Consider the following 20392-nt stretch of genomic DNA (forward strand, 5'->3'; position numbering starts at 1 on the left):
TAAATTTGGGGGAGAGGTCACAACCTTAGATCCCTAAAAAAAGGTGCAAAAATCAGCTAACTTATTGATTCATAGTAAAGTGGCTGAAATATTCTGTGCTACGTATGTGCTACTAGAGAGGTTAAATAGTAGCTATTTTGGTTAATCTTTGTAAAGGATGGAATTCTTAGAGATGGCTGATAAAGCCTTATTCTATAAGGGTTTAAGGCGCTTTAGATAAATCAGGATAAATGCCAATAAATCGAATGGCGTCCCCACCAGGAATCGAACCTGGATCTAAGCCTTAGGAGGGCCTTGTTTTATCCATTAAACTACGGGGACGCAGGGCGAGCATTATTACCCACCCTTGTCCTGTTTGAAAGGCCTAGCGGCGTGCGACAAAGTCGTTTGGTTGAATATTGCCCAGCAGGGTGTCGTCACCGGCCCTGGCGTTGGCGGTGTTGGCAAACACTTCGGTGATCCTTACACGGTGAGGATGCAGGCGGTATTGTTGCTGTAGCTGTCCACCCGGGGTATAAAACTGGCGCAGCTGGAACAGGGTCAGTTCATCCCCCACAGACAGTCCATCCCTTTCACCGAGGTCAATTTGCAGGGTCTGGTTAGTGACGTGCAATACCCGGCCATAAGCGGGCTGGCAGGCCAGAAATTCATCAATGTCCTGGGCGGCGGTTTGCAACATCCGCGTCACCGCCTGACCATAGGCCGAGCTCCACAGCGTCTGACTGTTGATGTCGACGGTGCTGTAACGGTCGAACTCCCAGGGCGCGTCGGTGGCATACCCTTGTTGCCACAATAGCTCACCTTGCTGGCCATCATAGAGACTGAACGTGATCGCCGCCTGGCGACGGGGTGGGGTATCCGCCCAGAACTGCCAGCTTGGCGTGTCTGCTTCCTGGCTGCTGATATCATCGACCTGGGCCAGCAATACATACTGACCGTTCATGCGTCGTGCCATCAGGCTGGCTTCACTGGGAGTGCCGCCGTGTTGAATATAGCGTGTATCGATGCTGGTCAGCCGCACATGCTGTGCCGATTTCCGGAACGCTTGTTTGAGCTGCAGCGGCAAGGCTTTGCCGATATCTTCAATGCCGCCCAGCGCCCCCTGGCGCTGATCGCGCAGGGTAAACCAACTGGTTACCAGCCGTTTCTGATAGTCGGCGCTGGCACAGGTGGTCTTTTGGGCAAAGATGTCGGCTCGTACGTTTACCGTTACCATGCCGTCATGGTAGATTTCGTCAATCAGTTCCAACTGGTTCACTTCACCGGTGGTGCGGATTTCCAACTGTTCATCCTGCAGTAACCCGTTGGCCAGCATCTGCACACTCTTGACGCTGGCGCCGGCAAACAACATGGCCTGGCGCAGGGCATCCTCAGTGGCGTTACGTCGCGCCTGCTCCTTGTCACCGTTGACAATCACGGCATGACCTGACGCCTCAAACCACGCGGCCTGCGCGGGGAACAAGGTCATCAACAAACAGCCTGTCAGTATTGTTGCTGCAAATCTTGGCATTGTCTTCGCTCTGCATTGGTCGGGCTTAACCGGGGTGTCGGTTTGTTGACACCGCAGTGGTTAAAACACCGGAGTTGGCTCTGATAAGCGATAGGTTGCACATTTCGTACCTGTTTTTAACACGGGTACAGTTCTTGCAGAGTATTTAGTTGCAGAATTCAGTAACACGGTGCGCTTGCACCGCACCGTTTTGGCCACAGCCAAACCGTGACTAACAGGATGGTGGACATGACAAATCCGACAATGAAGGCAACGTGCGTTGCATTGGCCCTGGCCCTTGGGGGGTGCTCAACCCTGTTTGATAAGCGGGTTGAATATGAAGTGGTGCAGCCCGAGCAGTACCCTGTATTGACGGCAGTAGGGTATGCGCCGATCAGTGCCCAGCGTGGCGATGATGAGGCCAGCCGTAACCTGATGGCGCTCAAAGCCTCCAAGCTGGATGCCTACCGGGAATTGACCGAACAGGTGTATGGTCAGCACATTGACGGCGAGCAATCGTTGTCACAGATGGTGATGGCCGACTCGCGGCTTAAGGCATCTGTGGAAGGCGTGATCCGCGGCGCGCGGGTGGTAAAAAGCTACCCGGTCGGCAAGGACACCTATGCCACCGAACTGGAACTGGACTTTCAACGGGTGTACGACCTGTACCTGTCGACCGCCCAGCCCCGTCGGGTTAAAGAAGTCCGTTACTACTGACACAAAAAAGGCGCCGTTGCAGGCGCCTTTATCATTGTTCCGTTCAGCGGTCAGGCTTTGACCCCCGGACCACTTTTTCCACCCCGCGTTTTGCCCGACTTATCGTAGGTCATGCTTTCTTTGGCACGGGCTTCAACCAGCAAGTTACGCAAGTGTTCCAGCCGCAGTTGGCCTTGTTCCACCGCTTTGGCATTGATTTCAGTACGGTACTGACATTCCTGCAATTCACTGACAATCTGCGCTTTCAGGTTATCGATCGTGTCTTGTTGCTCTGGCGCAACGCCGGCTTTGTAGGCCTGGCCGATGGCCTTGTCGCAGGCAGCAATGCTATCAAGAGTGGTTGATTTTTCGGTCAGCAGTTGGGTCAACGCTTCGGCGTCACGGCTGCTGATAAGGTGGAGTTCGTTTTCCAGTTGCCCTTTTAAGCTGTCTAAAAGGGCAAGTTGTTGCTTGAGTAAATCGACTATGTCAGACATCGGGGTAGGGTACTGTGACTATTGAGGCTCGCGTCAGGACTTAATGCCAAAAATCTCCGCTTCCAATCGGCTGATTTTTTTCGCTAACACCTCAGGGTTAACACGGTATTCACCATTCTGGATGGCTTTTTTCAACTTGTCGACCTTTTCCTGGTTCACCGGTGCATCCGAGCTTTTCTTTTGCACCTGGGCCAGCTGTTGTGCAGACTGAGTCAGCGACACGGAGTCCTGACGGGGTGCAGTTGTTGTGGCCGCTTTTTGCGCAGCCTGTTGCGCAGTCGCTTGATTTTGCGTCTGCTGCTGATTCAATTTCTGATTGTCAACGTGCGGCTTTGGTGTGCCGTTGTTTACATTGTTAATAGCCATAATCAGTACCCAATACCTAAATTACCTCGCTTACCGTATCGGCGGTAGCGGCAATTACTTTAACAAAAATACGCCTTTTTCGGGCCAAAATCCGTTTTTTTTTCCGTCTGCCTGCAAATAATCGCCAATCTCGGTCAATATATTGACCGAAGGTCAGATGCTGACGGTGACAAGGTTGGTATCGACCACCTGCGCACGGATCGTTTTATTCGATTGGCTGTTCATCACCCGAATGGTGTCACCCACGTTTCCGTCCTGTTGTGCAATGCCACTGGTTTTGATCTGCAAGCCGCCGGCATTGGCACTGATGCTGATGCTGTCACCTTTACACACAAAACACAGTTGGTTCGGTTGCACCGGTTGTCCGGGGCGGGTGCGCCGTTTGATGCGCGCGCCAATCACTTCCTCTATATCGGCAAATGTTGACGTTCTTAACTGTTTTTTATCCATTTGGATGACATCCAGGTGTGCAGCGGTTAACACCGTATTCGGGCTCACGGCACTGTTGAGTACGACCACCGGTTGCATGTGGGCAGTTTTCACCATCAGGTACAGGTACCACTGGGCATCCGGACACTCTGCGCGCACGGTTACCAGCGACTGTTGCAGGGCCTCTGCACTGGCTGAATAGGTGAATCCTTGCTGACAGGCCGGCACATCGATGCGCGGATCCACCGACATCGCACTGACGTCAAGCTGACCACCGTCGACGTCAGGCAGGGCACTGCGGACGTAGCTTTCCGCCCCTTCCGTCAGGCGCATAATGATTAAGTTTTGCGTCTCATTGGCCGTTACAGACGTAGAACTCAAGGTAAGCAGTAGACCGCTCATCAGTGTGAATAATCGCCAGGCCATCGTGTTGGGTAATTTTTTCATGTTCACTTGCTGTCAATTTGTCTATGCTTAGGGGATGAAAAGCCAAAGGCCAAAGCGTCAAAAATCAGTCACTTGGTCGCCTGAGGCGGTTTTCATCAGCGAAGTGGTATCACTAACGCAACAATTGTGCCGAAACGCAATGTTTGCTCGTGGTGTGGATAAACTTTTGGGGTGATGTATGTCAGGAATTCTGGACTCGGTCAATCAACGTACGCAACTGGTAGGCCAGAACCGGCTCGAACTGTTATTGTTCAAGCTCAACAGTCGGCAACGATTCGGGATCAACGTGTTCAAGGTCAGGGAAGTGTTGCAATGTCCGCCATTGACGTCGATGCCCAAGCTGAATGCGTTGGTGCGTGGGGTGGCCCATATCCGCGGCCAGACCATTTCGGTGATTGATCTGAGCATGGCCACCGGCGGTAAACCGATTGAAGATTTGAAAACGGCTTTTATTATTATTGCCGAATACAACCGTTCGGTGCAGGGCTTTCTGGTTGGCTCAGTAGAGCGCATCATCAACACCAACTGGGATGCCATCATGCCGCCACCCCAGGGGACGGGGCGCGCCAGTTATCTGACCGCCGTCACCGAAGTGGAAAATGAGCTGATTGAAATTCTTGATGTTGAGAAAATCCTCAATGAGATTTCACCGCTGAACACTGAAGTCAGTGAAGGTTTCAGTGCTGATATCGACAAGGAAAAGAACAAAGACAAAATCATTTTCATTGCCGACGATTCTTCGGTTGCCCGCAATCAGGTGAAAAAAGCGTTAACCGCCCTGGGGATGGAAATCGAAGCGGCCAAAAACGGCCTCGAAGCCCTCAACCGGCTTAAAGAGCTGGCGGCTGAGACCGGCGATGTCACCGACAAAGTCGGTGTATTGGTGTCTGATATTGAAATGCCGGAAATGGACGGTTATACCCTCACTGCGGAAATCAAAAACACCCCGGAACTGGAAAAATTGCATGTGGTTTTGCACACCTCACTCAGTGGTGTGTTCAATCAGGCCATGGTGAAAAAGGTGGGTGCTGACGATTTCATCGCCAAATTCCATCCTGATGAGCTGGCCAATGCCGTGCAAAAATGGTTTGGAAACGACTAATCAGCAATAGGGATCACAGATTTGCTGGATCAACGTGATGTCGGCGAGCAGGAATACCGCGATTTTGTGGTGTTCCTGGAACGCCAGTGCGGCATTGTCCTTGGCGACAACAAACAATATCTGGTGCGAAGCCGGTTGATGCCGGTGGTCAGAGAGTTCGAATTTGCAACCCTCAATACGCTGCTGAAGGCCGTCATCAATGGGCAGAACCGGCAGTTGAACCAATCCGTCATCGATGCCATGACCACCAACGAAACCTTATGGTTTCGGGATACATACCCCTTCCAGTTATTGGCCAGTGATTTGTTGCCCAAGCTGGCAAAGACCAAGCGAAATCTGCGTATCTGGAGTGCGGCCTGTTCGTCAGGACAAGAGCCATACTCCATCGCCATGGTGTTTCAGGAATATAAGCGACAAAACCCCCAGGCGTTTCCGGGCGGGATTGAAATTGTGGCGACCGACTTGTCCAGTGATATTCTGGAGCGCGCCAGACTGGCTGAATACGACAACCTGTCAATCGCCCGTGGTCTGTCCGAAGAGCGGCGGCGCAACTATTTTACCACCACCCCAAATGGCCACCACAAACTGACCAAAGATGTAACCTCCCTGGTGACCTTTCGGCCGCTTAACCTGCTGGATGGTTACGGTAGCTTAGGGCGTTTTGATGTGGTGTTCTGCCGCAACGTACTGATCTATTTTGCCCCTGAAGTGAAGCGGCAGATCCTGCAAAAGATTGCCGCTTGCCTGCAAAAGGACGGTATTTTGTTCCTTGGCGCCTCCGAATCCATCAGTGGTGTGAGTGACTTTTTCAACATGGTCAGGTGCAACCCCGGCCTCTATTACGCCAAGAAAAGCCAATAAAAACCGTGCTTTGCCAGTGTTTGCTGGAATCAGTCAACAATCCGTCGTTATTTTGAATTCAGATTGGCACATGCCTTGCTTTTGATTTTCCGAAGACAGGAGAACAGCAATGGCAATCAGTCTCGACAAACTTATGGGATTCCATCACAAAGCGATGCAGGTACGTACCGATCGCATGGAAATCATTTCCGGGAATCTCGCCAATGCCAACACGCCGGGCTACAAAGCCCGCGATATCGACTTTCAGAAAGCCATGGCGTCTGCCCGTTATCAGCAATCTCAGCAAATGACGCGTACCCACGAGAAGCATTTCGAGGGACAGATGCGAACCCAGGCTGAAATTGAATTCCGTATTCCGGAGCAACCGGATACCGGTGACGGCAATACCGTCGAGGTGCAGGCTGAACGTAACAAATTCCTGGACACCGGCATGCGTTACCAGGCCGGTATTCAATTCCTGAACGGTAAAATTAAAGGCATGAAAAAGGCCATCAGTGGAGGTCAAGGACAATGAGTCTCTTCAATGTAATGAACATCGCCAGCACTGGCATGGGTGCCGAAGCCGTCCGCTTGAACACCACTGCCAGTAATATCGCCAACGCGAACAGTGTTAGCAGCAGCTATGAGGCGACCTATAAAGCGCGTCATCCGGTTTTTGCTGCAGAAATGGACCGCGCGTCGCAGGATCAAAGTATTGGCAAAGGTGTGCAGGTACTCGGGGTCGTTGAGAGTCAGCGCCCATTACAGATCGAGTACAGCCCAGGTCACCCGATGGCGGACCAGAACGGCTACATCTACAAGCCCAATGTCAACGTGGTGGAAGAGATGGCTGACATGATGTCAGCGTCCAAAGCCTACGAGACCAATGTGCAGGTCGCAGACACCACCAAGCGGATCTTCCGCCGTGTGCTGCAGCTTGGCCAAGGACAATAACGTGCATGAGTAAGGCTCAATGCCTGGCTCAGTGACCCGAGGATAAACCCGTGGATTCAGTAACCAATAACGGCTTAAAGAACGACCTGTACTGGCAGGATGACACCGTTCCGGTGGATGACGGCAGTAACCAGCGTCTGTCACAGGAGGACTTCTTCTCCCTGTTGACCGAGCAGTTGGCCAATCAGGATCCGACCAAGCCGGTCGACAATGATCAGATGGTCTCGCAAATGACCAGCTTCACCATCGCCGAAGGGATTGAAGATTTGAACAGCAAGTTTGAGTCCTTCGCCTCATCGATGACGTCAAATCAGGCATTGCAGGCATCCAGTCTGATCGGCCAGGAAGTATTGCTGCAGGGTAATGTGGGTTACATGGCACAAGAAGGTCAGGGAATTTCCGGGGTCGTGATCAACGAAGCCACTGCCCAGGAAATGCAAATCACCATTGAGAACGAACAGGGTGTGGTGGTGAAAACCATCGATGCAGGCACACAACCGGCCGGCAACATTGAGTTTGCCTGGGACGGAACGGACAGCAACGGCAATATTTTGCCGCCCGGCAACTACGTGGTGCGTGCACAAGGCAATGTCGAAGGTGAAGAAACCGCATTGCCCACTGCCATTCATCGTCATGTGGACAGCGTCAGCCTGGCCAGCAGCGATCAGGGCATTATTTTGAATTTGGATGGTGACGTCAGCGTTGAGCTGAAAGATGTCATCCAAATTGGTGGTTAAGTAGTCCACCGGATCAACAGGAGAGAGTGAACGATGTCTTTTAATATAGCGTTAAGCGGTGTATCCGCAGCACAACGGGATCTTGATGTCACGGCAAACAACATTGCCAACGTCAATACCGTCGGCTTTAAAGAGTCCCGGGCAGAATTCGGTGACGTATACGCCGCGTCATTGTTGGCCGGTGGTCGCACCAAAGTCGGCGACGGTGTACTGACCCAGGAAGTGGCGCAGCAGTTTTCACAAGGCAGTTTGCAATTTACCAACACGGCACTGGATCTGGCCATCACCGGTAATGGGTTCTTCGCGACCACGCCGGAGCTGGGTTCACGGGATTTTTCCTATACCCGTGCAGGGGCGTTTAAACTCGACAAAGATAATTTTGTGGTCAACTCCAACGGTGACAACCTGATGGGGTTCCCGGTCAACGATGACGGTACATCCGCTTCTGTGGCCCTGAGTACTACAGTGCCGGTGCGCATCCCTGATTCATCGGGCTCACCACAGCAAACCACCGAAGTGTCGCCGCGCTTTAATTTGCCGGCCGGTGATGACGCGGTGGATGTTGATCTGTTTGATCCGGATGATCCGCTGACCTACAACGCCGCCACATCGGTCACTGTGTATGACTCGCTGGGTGACAGTCACGTCATGACCTATTACTTTATGAAAGACGCCAACCCCGCGGTTGACAACGAGTGGGTCGTGGTGACTTATGTGGATGATCAGCCTCTGAACACCTCAGGTGACACCCCGGGAACACCGCCGGTAACCGGTGCCAACGTGGCCGGTGAAACCTCCGGTAATGTGGTGTCTGGATTCCGCATGCAGTTCTCCAGTGGTGGTGACTTTAATGGCATCGAGAATGCCGATGGCACGGCTATTCCCACTGGTGATGTGGCCAGTGAACAATTGGGCCCGGGCATTCTGATCAACGGTTCAGATGATACCCAGACCATTACCACGAACTTCGCATTTGACCCTGCCAATGCAATCCCTGAGGAACCAACCCAGTTTGCGTCTTCCTTTGAAGTCACGTCACTGGAACAGGACGGTCTGCCAGTCGGTCGACTGACCGGTATCGACATTGGCCCTGATGGCCTGGTACGGGCAACCTTCTCCAACGGCACGTCTGAGCCTATCGTGCGCGTGGCGCTGGTACGTTTCTCTAACGAGCAGGGCTTGACCCAACAAAGTAATACCCAGTGGCAGGAAAGCATTCTGTCCGGGGAAGCTTTGGCCGGTGAAGCGACAACAGGTACTTTTGGTGATATTCAATCCTCTGCACTGGAGCAGGCCAACGTAAACCTGACCACTGAGCTGATTGATTTGATCATCGCACAGCGGAATTTCCAGGCCAATTCACGGGCGTTGGAAGTGAACAACCAGTTGAACCAGACCATTCTGAACATCCGATAACGGATAGTCTGAGCATAAAAAGGTCGCGTTATGCGGCCTTTTTTGTGCGCAGCCGTCTTTATACACACCAAGTGGCATCTTCTTTGCAGGTATTTGTTACCGAAAACCGATCGTCAAGAAAGTGTCATGGATAAATTGCTCTACATCGCGGCCAGTGGTGCCAAGCAGGATCTGCTCGGCACGGCGGTACGTGCGAATAATCTGGCCAATGCCCAAACCACCGGTTTCAAGGCACAACTCGAACAGGCGCGGGCGATGCCGGCGTTTGGCGAAGGCTTGCCCACCCGTGTTTTTTCAATGACCGAATCACCTTCCAATAACTATGAAGGTGGCGCGATGATCCAGACTGATCGCAATCTGGACGCTGCCATTCAGGGCAGCGGCTGGTTCTCGGTACTGGATCAACAGGGCAATGAAGCCTACACCCGCGCGGGTAGCTTTCAATTGAGCGCTGACGGCGCGTTGCAGGATGCCCACGGCAACCTGGTGATGGGCGATGCCGGCCCAATTTACCTACCGATCCCGTTATCAAACATCAATATCGCCACTGACGGTACCGTTTCGGTGCGACCTCAGGGAGCCCCTGAGACCGTGCAGGAGGAAGTGGGTCGGCTGAAGATGGTGAACCCCGATGTCAGAGACATGCAACGGGGTGAAGATGGCCTGTTTAGGCTCAAAAACGGTGATATTGCCGATGAAGACATTGCCGTGCGTATGCGTACCGGCATGTTGGAAGGCAGTAATGTCAACGCCATCGATGAGATGGTCAGTATGATCAGTTTGCAGCGTCATTATGAGTTGCAAGTCAAAATGATGAAAAAAGCCGACTCGCTAGACACGCGCGGCAACATGTTAATGAGAATTATCTAATCTTCTGCTGCTAGTGCAGGAGAACGACCAACTGGAGGTGCCTTATGCATCCAGCATTATGGATCAGTAAAACCGGCCTTGATGCCGCACAGACCGATGTGTCAGTGATTTCCAACAACCTGGCCAACGCCAGTACCGTGGGTTTTAAAAAGGACCGTGCGGTGTTTGAGGATCTGTTGTATCAGAACATTAATCAGCCCGGTGGTCGCTCTTCGGCGGACACTGAATTACCCTCAGGCTTGATGTTGGGGGCGGGTAGTAAAGTGGTGGCGACGCAAAAAGCTCATACCCAGGGCAACATGCTGACCACCGAAAATGCCTTGGATATGTCTATCCAGGGGCGTGGATTTTTCGAAATCCTGCAACCGGATGGCACCATTGCCTATACCCGCAACGGTCAGTTTACCCTCAATGATCAGGGTAACATCGTGACTCCAGGGGCGGGTTTCCTGCTGCAGCCAACCATCACGGTACCGGAAGACGCACAACAAATTACCATCTCTCAGGATGGTGAAATTTCCGCCACGGTGCGTGGTCAGGCAGAGCCTGCGGTATTGGGGCAATTAACCATTTCTGACTTTATCAATCCGACCGGTTTGCAGCCCATCGGCCAGAACCTCTATGTGGAAACGGCTGTCAGCGGTGCGCCGCTTCAAGGTGTACCGGGTCTGGAAGGACTGGGTTCGGTGGTGCAGGGCGCGTTGGAAACATCCAATGTGAACGTCACCGAAGAACTGGTCAACCTGATCGAAAGTCAGCGTCTGTACGAGATGAACTCCAAAGTGATTTCATCTGTGGATCAGATGCTTGGCCAGGTAATTCAACAGCTTTAATGGGTGAACTGATGAGATCCTTGCTACTTGTTGCAGTGTTGTTTGGTGTGGTTGGCTGTGCCTCCACGCCACGACATGAGCCTATGCCGGGCGACCCGTTTTTCGCCCCCGCAGTTCCGATGGAACCCGTGCAACCGATCGTTGAAAACGGGTCGATTTTCCAGTCGGCACAGGCCAATAGCTTGTACTCGGACGTCAAGGCCCGTCGGGTCGGGGATATCATCACCGTTAACCTGCGTGAGAACACCTCTGCGACCAAATCTGCCGGCACCACCAAAAGTCGCAGTACGGACGCTGAAATTGATCCCATCATTGGCTTGGGCGGCAATACCGTCAACATCGGTAGTGAAAGTATCCAACTGGGATTGTCATCCAGCAACGATTTTGAAGGGGATGCGACCGCCAACCAGAGCAACAACCTTAACGGCGCAATTTCGGTGACGGTGATCCGGGTGTTGCCAAACCAGAACCTGGTGGTGCGCGGTGAAAAATGGCTGACCCTGAATAACGGTGACGAATACATTCGCCTGACCGGGATTGTCAGGCCGGCAGATATCACTCCTGACAACGAAATACTGTCGACCAAAATTGCCAATGCGCGCATTCAGTACTCCGGTACCGGCAGCTTCGCCAGCGCCCAGCAGGAAGGCTGGCTGGCGCGATTTTTCTCCTCTGAATGGTGGCCGCTATGAAGCGTTATTCGAAGACTTACCGGGTGATCGCGATGGTGTGCGGTGTGTTGCTGTGCATGCAACCCGTGATGGCGCAGCGAATAAAGGACCTGGCCTCCATCCAGGGCGTGCGTAGCAACCAATTAGTCGGTTATGGCCTGGTCGTGGGGCTACCCGGCACCGGTGAACAGAGTCCCTTTACCGAGCAAAGCTTCCGTACCATGCTGGCCAATTTTGGCATCAAGATGGACAGTGGCGTTAAGCCTAAAATCAAGAATGTTGCTGCCGTGGCTGTTCACGCCGAGTTACCCCCTTTTGTGAAACCCGGCCAGACCATCGACGTGACCGTATCATCTATTGGTGAAGCCGCCAGCTTGCAGGGCGGTACGCTGCTGCAAACCTTCCTGAAGGGCCTCGACGGTAACATTTATGCCGTTGCCCAAGGCTCGCTGGTGGTCAGTGGCTTCGGTGCAGAAGGTGCCGACGGCTCGCGGATTGTCGCCAATACCCCCACCGTCGGACGAATTGCCAACGGTGCGTTGGTCGAACGGTCAGTGGCCAGCGGCCTGATGCAAAATGATTACCTGACACTGAACCTCAACTACCCGGATTTCTCCACCGCGAAAGCCTTGGCAGATACCATCAATCAGCGTCTTGGCGCCGATCCACAGAAAGGCTATGCCCTGGCCACGCCGATTGATGCGGCGTCCGTGCGGGTCACCGCGCCGCGGGATGTGGGTCAGCGGGTCGGCTTTGTCGCGACCCTGGAAAATTTTGAGTTTACCCCGGCCGACGCACCGGCCCGGGTCGTCATTAACAGCCGCACCGGCACCATTGTCATCGGCCAGGACGTGCGTTTAATGCCGGCTGCCATTACCCATGGCGGTCTGACGGTGACCATTTCCGAAAACCAGACCGTCAGTCAGCCTAATGCCCTGGCAGAAGGTCAAACCGTGGTGACCAACCAGTCTATTGTGGACGTTAACCTGGATGACAGTCGCATGTTCAAATTTGATCCTGGCGTGACGCTGGATCAATTGGTGCGCGCGGTCAATCAGGTCGGCGCTGCACCCGGTGATTTGATGGCTATCCTTGAAGCCCTGCGTGAAGCCGGTGCGTTGCAGGGTGAATTGATCATTATCTGAGGCCCGAGATGGACGATTTAGCCAATGTCAAAGACAAGCTGAGCCTGTCGCGCAACTACCACGACGTCAAAGGCCTGGACAACCTGCGTAAGGCTGCTCAGTCCGGAGATACTGCAGCGATCAAAGAGGCTGCCAGCCAGTTTGAGGCCATTTTCGTACAGATGATGCTTAAATCCATGCGTAAAGCGCAGGATGCCATGGCCGACAAAGACAGTCCGTTTAACTCGGAACAGGTCAAGTTCTACCGCGACATGCACGATCAACAATTGGCCGTGGATTTGTCGGCCAACGGCAACATGGGACTGGCTGACTTGATTGTTCAGCAATTGTCACCACAGACCGAAGGCGTCACGCCTGCCAGTGTTATACGTAATGACGGTAATTTGTCAGGCATTAATCGCCATACCCGGGCGATGGTGTCCCGGGCTCAGGAGGCAGTAGTGCCCGCTGGCCGACAAGCCGCATTTGACAGCATTGAGTCCTTCGTCGCCACTTTGTTACCGGCGGCACAGGAAGCAGCGCAGCAACTGGGCATTGAACCCCGCGCACTGGTGGCGCAGGCGGCAGTGGAGACAGGCTGGGGACAGCATATGATCCACGATGGCAAGGGCCAGAACACCCACAACCTTTTTGGTATCAAAGCGTCCAGAGATTGGCAGGGTGACAAAACCGCAATCAACACCGTTGAGTTTGATGGTGATGTAGCCCGTTCGGAACAAGCCGCTTTCCGCCACTATGGCTCGTTTGGGGAGGCGTTGCAGGACTACGTCGATTTTGTCAAAGGCCATCCGCGCTATCAGGCTGCCTTGCAGCAGGCGACGGATCCCAAAGCCTACTTTAATGAATTGCAGCGGGCAGGATACGCCACCGACCCGTCTTACGCTGACAAGGTCATGGCGGTGTTTAACAGTGATGCCTTACAAGGTGCAGGCATTGCAGGAGAAGATGCATGGTAATTCGTACTGCGGATTTGTTTTCGGTGGCGACCAGTGGCCTGCGCGCGTCCAACCAGTTACTGGATACCACCGGCCATAACATTGCCAATGTGAACACCGAGGGCTTTGTTCGTGAGCGCACCACCTTCGCTACACAGGTCATCGGTGGCGTAGGGCGAGCGACAACCGAGCGCATCATTAATGTGTTCGCGCAAAATCAGTTACGCCGGGATACCACCTCGGTGGGCGAGCATGAAGCCTATTACAACCGTGCCAGCACACTGGATGATTTGTTTGCCAGTGAGGCCAACAGCATTTCCAACAGCATGAGCCGTTTTTTCGGCTCGCTGCAAACCGCCTCCGATGAACCCACCAATATGGCCGCCCGTCAACTGGTGTTGGGGGAGGCCAATTCCTTGGTGGGTCAAATCGGTACCCTGGCCGGTTTTCTGGAAGCCAAAGAAAAAGAATTCAACCTGGAAATGGAATCCCTGATTGAGCGGGCCAATACCCTGATTGAAAACATCGCCGATCTGAATGGCCAGATCCGTACCCTGAAAGCCAACAATCGCTTCGATGAGCCCGGTGCGGTGATGAATGAACGTGACCAGGCGGTGATGGAACTGGCCGAGTTGCTGTCAATTGAAACCCGTGAAAACGGCACCGGTGACGGTTCGTTGATGATCAACCTGACCTCCGGTGAATCGCTGGTGCTGGAAGACGGTTCGTTTAACCTGTTCCAACTGGGCGGCAACCCTGACTTAAATTACAAATCGCTGATGCTCGACAGTACCGGCAAGCCTACGGCGTTACGTCTGGCGGAAACCGACGTAGGCGGTACCATCGGTGGACTGTTTCGCTACCGGGATGAGATCCTTGAGCCTGCGCAGCGGGAACTGGGGCAGATTGCCCTGTCACTGACTGCGGCCATGAACGAACAAAATCGTCTGGGTATGGATTTCGATTTGCAACTGGGCGGTGATATTTTCGGCTTACCCACCTTCAGTGGCCTGCCGTATCAGGACAATGCTGATACGTCGTTGGTCATGAATGGACGTGTGGCACCAGACGGTGCCTCGTCGCTGACCAGTGCCGATTATCAGATCACCATCGATGCGGTGAACCCCGGTGCACCGAATCAGGTCGACATTACGGTTACCCTGCTGAACCCTGACGGAACCCAGGTCGAGGACGCCAGTGGCAACCCGATCACCCAGTCTTACACCAACATTGAAGCCACTGCGGGTGTCTTTTCGCCGGTGTTGGGCGGGATTGAAGTGGAGTTCCCCAACGGGGCCAGTTACACCGCCGGCGATCAATTTTTGCTACAACCGACCAAAGAGACCGCCGATGAGATAGAAGTGGTGATGACCCGCCCGGAAGACCTGGCGCTGGCGTCTCCGTTCCGTGTTGACTCGGACCTTGCCAATACCGGTGATGTGCAACTGGTCTCGACCACAGTCACCAATACCACCGTGGATGGTACCCTGACGGATCCTGATGCGTCGGCCTTTGATGGTGCCGGAGGGCTGGTCGCGGGGACACCCGCGCGGATCGTGTTCAACAGTGCAACGGAATTCGAGGTGTTTGATGAAGCGAACAACTCACTGGTGGTCGTCACCGGCGTAACCGACTACAACAACATGATGGCGCAGGCGGCTGCCGCAGCGGGTTGGCCGTTCGGCGGGCTGAATGACTTCCCCGGCTATGATTTTAGCATGCAGGGGACGCCAAAAGTCGGTGACAGTTTCACCATCGCCTACAATACCGACGGTGTGAACGATAACCGCAATGCGTTGGAGCTGGCCGATTTGCAGAACCGTGACATCATGTCATCGAGCAATTCCAGCAGCGCAAACCAGATCACTTTTCACGAGGGATATGCCAATATTGTCAGTGACATTGGCGAAAAAACGTCCCGTGCCGATATAGCATTACAGGCCGCTGAAGCGATGAAAAAACAATCATCCGACTGGTTCGACAGTATTTCAGGGGTTAACCTTGATGAAGAGGCGGCCAATCTGGTGCGGTTTCAACAGACATACGCGGCGTCGGCGCGGATCCTGACCGCCGCACAAACGATATTTGATACGATTTTGAATTCAACCCGGTAATAGACAAACATGAGTTCGCGCATATCCACTAATCAGCTGTACGATCGCAGTATTCAATCCATTCTGGATAACCAGAAGGATTTGTCGGATATTCAACAACAGCTGTCGAGCGGCAAAAAGCTGCTACGCCCGTCAGACGATCCGGTGGGCGCGGCCCAGGTGGTGCGTCTGACCGAAGAGTTGGATCTGATCAGTCAGTACAAGCGCAACAATGACCTGCTGAAAAATTCCCTGGAACAGGAAGAAGTTTCGCTGCAGAACATCACCGCATCGCTGAACCGCGCCCGGGTCTTGATGGTGCAGTCTGGCAATGGTGTCTACGGTGACGAAGACAAAAAAGCCCTGGCCATCGAGATCAGTCAAATCCGGGATGAGGTGTTCAACCTGATGAACACCCAGAATGCCAACGGTGAATACATTTTTGCCGGCTATCAGTCTCAAAGCCCGGCATTTGCCTACAACCCGACCAACCCGGGCAACAAATACACTTTTGAAGGGGATGACGGTATCAACCGTATCCGCGTGTCTGATACCCAGACAATTCAGGGCAACAGCTCCGGTAAAGCGGTGTTTGAAGACGTGTTTGCACGTCTGAACAGCTCTGTGACAGGTACCACCGGTGGCGCCAGTGCGTCAGTGCGTGTGACCCAACAGGCGGCGTTCGATCAGTTTCACAAGGCCAACTACGATGCGGTCACGCCGGCCAACAATGATTACCGGATAACGGTGCTGGCCGGGGGTACCCAGGTACAGATAGATAATATAGGTACCGGTGCCACGGTAGCGACCCTTGGGTTTGATTCGGGCCAGCCGTTTGTCTACAAAGGCATGGAGTTCACCATCACCGGTAACCCCGGCGACACGGTGGATTTTCAACTGGATACGCCAGAAAAGAAAAACATCGCCGAGACCTTGAATGATTTCGTCATGGCATTGCAGAGTGACACCATTTCGGATTTTCAATTCCAGGAAGCACTCAGTGATGCCCTGGTAGGCATTGATAACGGCATGAACGCCGTGACCAATGCCAATTCCGCCCTCGGTGGACGTTACAATGTGGCTGAGTCGGTGTATGAGTCCACGCTGGATCTGGAAATTGCCAATAAATCGGCCCGTTCGACCATTCAGGACGTGGATTATGCCGAAGCAGTGTCAGAGCTATCCAAGCAGGAAACCGCGCTTCAGGCCGCTCAGGCAACGTTTTCCAGGGTCACCGGCCTCAGTCTGTTCGACTACATCTAATATCCGCCAGGTAAATGCAGCTGTGATCCTGTTCATGGCTGCTGTAATAGCTGATCCAATAGCCTTTTTCATGACGCACCATGCCTGCATAGCTTGTGTCACCTGCCGACGGTAGCGTGACAGACGGGCGCAGTGATTTGCTGCGGGTATCCAGGGTCCACAAGCGTGTTACAGGCCCTTGCTGCTGCCACTGACGTCCGACGATAAGTAACTGATTATTGTCCAGCCAGTCCATCACCGGTGCGCCAATGTGCTCGCCCAAATCCTGCCAGCGCCACTGCACATAGGGGAACTTTGCCATACCCAGCATGGCTGTTGCTGTGTCTGCATCGCGGCGCACCACCGCATACGCGGTACCGCTCTCGTCAAAGGCGATGTCACTCTCGTTTGGATAGCCTTTCCCGTGTTTGTGCAGGCTTAGCGCCTGCTGCGCAACACATTCGAAGGTTCGGCGAGGATCTCCGGCCCACAAGTCGAGGGCATTCTGGCTGCGATTGTAGGCAAACCCGTAGGCACGGCCAGCACACCATCTTACCCGCCATAGCCACCAGAAGGGGGCGCCGAGCCGCTTGACGGCCGACCAACTGATCCCATCAGTTGAAAACCAACTGACCGGCTGACTGAGCGCCACCCTGCCATCGGGATGAAACTGCCGGGCATAAGCAATCATCAACAGCTTGCCGTCGGGCATGACACTGAGTTTCGGGTCGCGCAAGTCGTGACCAGGCAGTCTGACCACCATCGAACCCAGATGTTGACCCTGCATAGTGAGACGCAACACACGGATAATGCCATCGGGACTGACATGGTTCTCGGCACTTCGAAACGCACAAATCAGCGTGTTGTTATACGCACATAAATCGGTGAAGGCATTGTGCTTCGCGTCTTTCCACAAGGGCACAACAGACGTTATTTGCATGTTTTTTTATCACTCATTTTTGCGGCAAAAACCCATTACAGCTCAAGGGATTAGTAATTGCAAAAGGGGCAAGTTTTTGCCGCTTTTTTTCCACTGCGGCAATTTTTTGTTAAAGGGATCCAAAGCCACGTCGATAAACTTAAGCGAGAGAGCCAGTAACAGTTACTTACAACGCTAAGTGTCTGTTCTATTTAGTGTTAGTAAACCGCCGGATGAAAGTTCGGTTGCCAGCGAACGCTGGACTGAGAGTGTAGGAGAGATCCCATGACTTTATACGTCAATACCAACGTTTCGTCTTTGAATGCGCAACGTCAATTGTACAATTCAACCAACAGCTTGAGCGTGTCTTTTGAGCGCCTGTCATCCGGTTTCCGTATCAACCGTGCTGCCGATGATGCTGCGGGTCTGCAAATCACCGACCGCATGACAACCCAGATTCAGGGGTTGAACCAAGCGGTACGTAACGCCAACGATGCCATTTCACTGACGCAGACTGCGGAAGGTGCGTTGGCGGAAACCACCACCGCATTGCAACGTATTCGCCAGTTGGCAGTACAGTCACAGAACGGTATCAACACCTCTGCTGACCGTCTGGCACTGCAAAAAGAAGTGTCAGCCCTGAAGCAGGAAATTTCACGGATTGCGTCTACCACACAGTTTGCCGGCAACGATTTGCTGACCGGTACTTACTCTGCGGCATTCCTGGTCGGTGCAAATGGTGGTCAGAACATCAGTGTAAACCTGTCTCGTACCGGCGGCTTCGGTGCCTCTGGCCTGAGTCTGGCAAACACCACTGTTGCCAACGTAGACGGCGCGTCTGCTGCGCTGACAGCGATTGATTCTGCCATCAGTACCATCGGTGGTGTACGGGCTGACCTGGGTGCATTGCAAAACCGCTTCCAGTCAACCATCCGTAACCTGAGCAATATCTCAGAAAACGTGTCAGCTGCCCGTTCACGTATCCGTGATACTGACTTTGCCACTGAGACCGCTGAACTGACCCGTAACCAGATCATTCAGCAGGCCAGTACAACGGTGTTGTCTCAGGCCAACCAGCGTCCTCAGGCCGCATTGCAGTTGTTGGGTTAAGTCCTTAAACAGGCAATCGCAATTTGGCAAAACGCCAGGAGGTAGTGCTTGAGGTGCGGCCCCAAATTGTGGAGAGTTTCGCTCACTCTCTCCTAACGTAAGAGCGATTGGTCGGCCTGAATGGGCCGACCGTTTTCCTAACGAAAACAAACACATAGATCTTTTAGTGATTTTTCACTAAAGGATTTTTGTGCTGCGTACGATAAAAACAGCAAAGGCACTGCGCAAACAATAATAACAGCAGGCCACCGTTGGATGACGTCACAGAATAACAACAACAGACGCACCAACACCGCAAAGACACGAATAATAATAATAGTCTGGCGGATTGCTTAAAAATCGTTAGGAGAAAATCATGAGTTTGTTCGTCAACACTAATGTGTCGTCGTTGAATGCAACTCGTCAGCTATTCACGTCGAACAATAACCTGAGTACCGCCTTCGAGCGTCTGTCGTCTGGTTTCCGCATTAACGGCGCCAAAGATGACGCAGCAGGCCTGCAAATTTCCAACCGTCTGACCACCCAGGTACTGGGGCTCAACATGGCGGTGCGTAATGCCAACGACGGCATTTCACTGTCGCAGACCGCCGAAGGCGCACTGGCAGAAACCACCACCGCGTTGCAGCGTATCCGGGTACTGGCTGTTCAGGCCCAGAACGGGATCAACGGTTCTGCGGACCGCCTGGCACTGCAAAAAGAAGTGTCTGCGCTGAAGCAGGAGATCTCCCGGATCGCCGCCACCACCCAATTCGGTGGTGTGAATATCCTCGGTGGTGACTACTCCGCGGCCTTCCTGGTCGGCGCGAACCCGGGTCAAACCATCAGTGTCAATATTTCCCGCCCTGGCGGCTACGGCACTTCCGGCCTGTTTGGTAATCAGTCCATCGCGGCCAATGAAATCACCGTAGCAACCGTGGATTCGGCGTCTCGCGCCATGTCCCTGGTACTCGGCGCGATTTCTATCATTGATGCCAAGCGCGCCGATCTGGGTGCCATCCAGAACCGTTTTCAATCCACTATCCGTAACCTGAGTAACATTTCTGAGAATGTTGCGGCGGCACGCTCACGGATCCGTGATACGGACTTTGCGGTGGAAACGGCAGAGTTAACCCGTTGGCAGATCATTCAGCAGGCCAGTATTTCTGTCCTGGGTCAGGCCAATCAGCGGCCACAGTCTGCCTTGCAGTTACTGCAAGGTGGTTAATAGGGAGGCAAGATGATGCCGCGTTTCGATGCAATAGACTGTGGGGCAGGCTGCAACATCGAACAATGACAAGGTAAGGAAAATCGGTCGGATTGCAAAATGTGGGGGCAGGCTGCAACCGACCGAACAACGACTTTCGAACTAAACGCACTTGCGACTTCAAGCGAAACCAAGTGCAGAAGAAATACCATCCCAGCAACCAGGCCAGGCCTTTTTGCGTGGGATCAGTCGACTGACGAGAAAGACGCCAGGAGGTAGTGAGAGGTATTGAGGTTTTGGCCATCAATCCCGCCGGTCGACCGAGGCTTTCGCCCGCTCTTTTTTTAACGCTTCGCAGACCACTGGTCTAGCAAAGTGCCAGTCAGAAAACTGACGAGCAACAAGAGTAAAGCACGTC

21 protein-coding genes and 1 tRNA gene are annotated in these 20392 nt (G+C 53.4%); 16 read left to right on the forward strand and 6 right to left on the reverse strand.

The genetic code is table 11. The features are described from left to right. Positions 1-246 precede the first annotated feature (246 nt). Positions 247-321, reverse strand: a tRNA-Arg gene (locus tag LJ739_RS02305). Positions 322-364: 43 nt separating this feature from the next. Then, the gene (locus LJ739_RS02310) at positions 365-1510 is read right to left on the reverse strand and encodes a flagellar assembly protein T N-terminal domain-containing protein (protein ID WP_229156988.1); all 1146 of its coding nucleotides are present in this window, start codon (positions 1508-1510) and stop codon (positions 365-367) included. 228 nt (positions 1511-1738) lie between these two features. Between LJ739_RS02310 and LJ739_RS02315 the strand changes: the two genes are divergently transcribed. Beyond that, entirely contained in the window at positions 1739-2206 is a 468-nt protein-coding gene (locus tag LJ739_RS02315; protein ID WP_229156989.1) for an LPP20 family lipoprotein, read from the forward strand. Positions 2207-2256: 50 nt separating this feature from the next. Here LJ739_RS02315 and flgN read toward each other — a convergent pair whose 3' ends face one another. From flgN to flgA, 3 genes are all read right to left on the reverse strand, one after another. Then, the gene (flgN, locus tag LJ739_RS02320; protein WP_229156990.1) at positions 2257-2682 is read right to left on the reverse strand and encodes a flagellar protein FlgN; all 426 of its coding nucleotides are present in this window, start codon (positions 2680-2682) and stop codon (positions 2257-2259) included. 33 nt (positions 2683-2715) lie between these two features. Further along, positions 2716-3048, reverse strand: a complete 333-nt coding sequence (gene flgM / locus LJ739_RS02325) for a flagellar biosynthesis anti-sigma factor FlgM (protein ID WP_229156991.1) — start codon at positions 3046-3048, stop codon at positions 2716-2718. Between the two features lie 153 nt (positions 3049-3201). After that, complete coding sequence (flgA, locus tag LJ739_RS02330; protein ID WP_229156992.1) at positions 3202-3924, reverse strand: flagellar basal body P-ring formation chaperone FlgA; 723 nt, start codon at positions 3922-3924, stop codon at positions 3202-3204. A 178-nt stretch (positions 3925-4102) separates the two neighbouring features. On the opposite strand from flgA, the gene LJ739_RS02335 reads away from it, so the two are divergent. From LJ739_RS02335 to flgL, 13 genes are all read left to right on the forward strand, one after another. Further along, positions 4103-5026 carry a chemotaxis protein CheV gene (locus LJ739_RS02335; protein WP_229156993.1) on the forward strand — a complete coding sequence of 308 codons (924 nt, stop codon included), beginning with the start codon at positions 4103-4105 and terminating at the stop codon, positions 5024-5026. A 24-nt stretch (positions 5027-5050) separates the two neighbouring features. After that, positions 5051-5887, forward strand: a complete 837-nt coding sequence (locus LJ739_RS02340; RefSeq protein WP_229159377.1) for a CheR family methyltransferase — start codon at positions 5051-5053, stop codon at positions 5885-5887. Between the two features lie 109 nt (positions 5888-5996). Beyond that, a complete protein-coding gene (gene flgB / locus LJ739_RS02345; protein ID WP_229156994.1) occupies positions 5997-6401 on the forward strand; it encodes a flagellar basal body rod protein FlgB in 405 nt (134 codons plus the stop codon). Then, positions 6398-6820 (forward strand): flagellar basal body rod protein FlgC, encoded by a 423-nt coding sequence (gene flgC / locus LJ739_RS02350; RefSeq protein WP_229156995.1) that lies wholly within the window; start codon positions 6398-6400, stop codon positions 6818-6820. Before flgB ends, flgC begins: the two co-directional genes overlap by 4 nt. Positions 6821-6870: 50 nt before the next feature. Next, positions 6871-7557, forward strand: coding sequence for a flagellar hook assembly protein FlgD (gene flgD / locus LJ739_RS02355; RefSeq protein ID WP_229156996.1), 687 nt, complete (start codon positions 6871-6873; stop codon positions 7555-7557). Positions 7558-7590: 33 nt separating this feature from the next. Continuing rightward, positions 7591-8973, forward strand: a complete 1383-nt coding sequence (gene flgE, locus LJ739_RS02360; protein WP_229156997.1) for a flagellar hook protein FlgE — start codon at positions 7591-7593, stop codon at positions 8971-8973. Positions 8974-9099: 126 nt separating this feature from the next. Further along, positions 9100-9843 (forward strand): flagellar basal-body rod protein FlgF, encoded by a 744-nt coding sequence (gene flgF, locus LJ739_RS02365; RefSeq protein ID WP_229156998.1) that lies wholly within the window; start codon positions 9100-9102, stop codon positions 9841-9843. Between the two features lie 44 nt (positions 9844-9887). Beyond that, positions 9888-10676: a flagellar basal-body rod protein FlgG gene (flgG, locus tag LJ739_RS02370; protein WP_229156999.1), complete on the forward strand. Its 789-nt coding sequence runs from the start codon at positions 9888-9890 to the stop codon at positions 10674-10676. Positions 10677-10687: 11 nt separating this feature from the next. Continuing rightward, positions 10688-11368: a flagellar basal body L-ring protein FlgH gene (gene flgH, locus LJ739_RS02375; protein ID WP_229157000.1), complete on the forward strand. Its 681-nt coding sequence runs from the start codon at positions 10688-10690 to the stop codon at positions 11366-11368. 32 nt (positions 11369-11400) lie between these two features. Further along, the gene (locus LJ739_RS02380) at positions 11401-12492 is read left to right on the forward strand and encodes a flagellar basal body P-ring protein FlgI (protein WP_229159379.1); all 1092 of its coding nucleotides are present in this window, start codon (positions 11401-11403) and stop codon (positions 12490-12492) included. Positions 12493-12500: 8 nt separating this feature from the next. Next, positions 12501-13448 carry a flagellar assembly peptidoglycan hydrolase FlgJ gene (gene flgJ, locus LJ739_RS02385; protein ID WP_229157001.1) on the forward strand — a complete coding sequence of 316 codons (948 nt, stop codon included), beginning with the start codon at positions 12501-12503 and terminating at the stop codon, positions 13446-13448. Further along, entirely contained in the window at positions 13442-15541 is a 2100-nt protein-coding gene (gene flgK, locus LJ739_RS02390) for a flagellar hook-associated protein FlgK (protein ID WP_229157002.1), read from the forward strand. Before flgJ ends, flgK begins: the two co-directional genes overlap by 7 nt. Positions 15542-15550: 9 nt before the next feature. After that, entirely contained in the window at positions 15551-16783 is a 1233-nt protein-coding gene (flgL, locus tag LJ739_RS02395) for a flagellar hook-associated protein FlgL (RefSeq protein WP_229157003.1), read from the forward strand. On the opposite strand, the gene LJ739_RS02400 is transcribed toward flgL, so the two are convergent. Beyond that, positions 16761-17702: a hypothetical protein gene (locus LJ739_RS02400; RefSeq protein WP_229157004.1), complete on the reverse strand. Its 942-nt coding sequence runs from the start codon at positions 17700-17702 to the stop codon at positions 16761-16763. The genes flgL and LJ739_RS02400 overlap by 23 nt on opposite strands. Before the next feature lie 264 nt (positions 17703-17966). On the opposite strand from LJ739_RS02400, the gene LJ739_RS02405 reads away from it, so the two are divergent. Both LJ739_RS02405 and LJ739_RS02410 read left to right on the forward strand, forming a co-directional pair. After that, the gene (locus LJ739_RS02405) at positions 17967-18791 is read left to right on the forward strand and encodes a flagellin N-terminal helical domain-containing protein (protein WP_229157005.1); all 825 of its coding nucleotides are present in this window, start codon (positions 17967-17969) and stop codon (positions 18789-18791) included. A 355-nt stretch (positions 18792-19146) separates the two neighbouring features. Continuing rightward, positions 19147-19995, forward strand: a complete 849-nt coding sequence (locus tag LJ739_RS02410; RefSeq protein WP_229157006.1) for a flagellin N-terminal helical domain-containing protein — start codon at positions 19147-19149, stop codon at positions 19993-19995. Positions 19996-20392 lie beyond the last annotated feature (397 nt).

Origin of the sequence: Fluctibacter halophilus, from assembly GCF_020687825.1 — a bacterium.
Classification (GTDB): Bacteria; Pseudomonadota; Gammaproteobacteria; order Enterobacterales; family Alteromonadaceae; genus Fluctibacter; species Fluctibacter halophilus.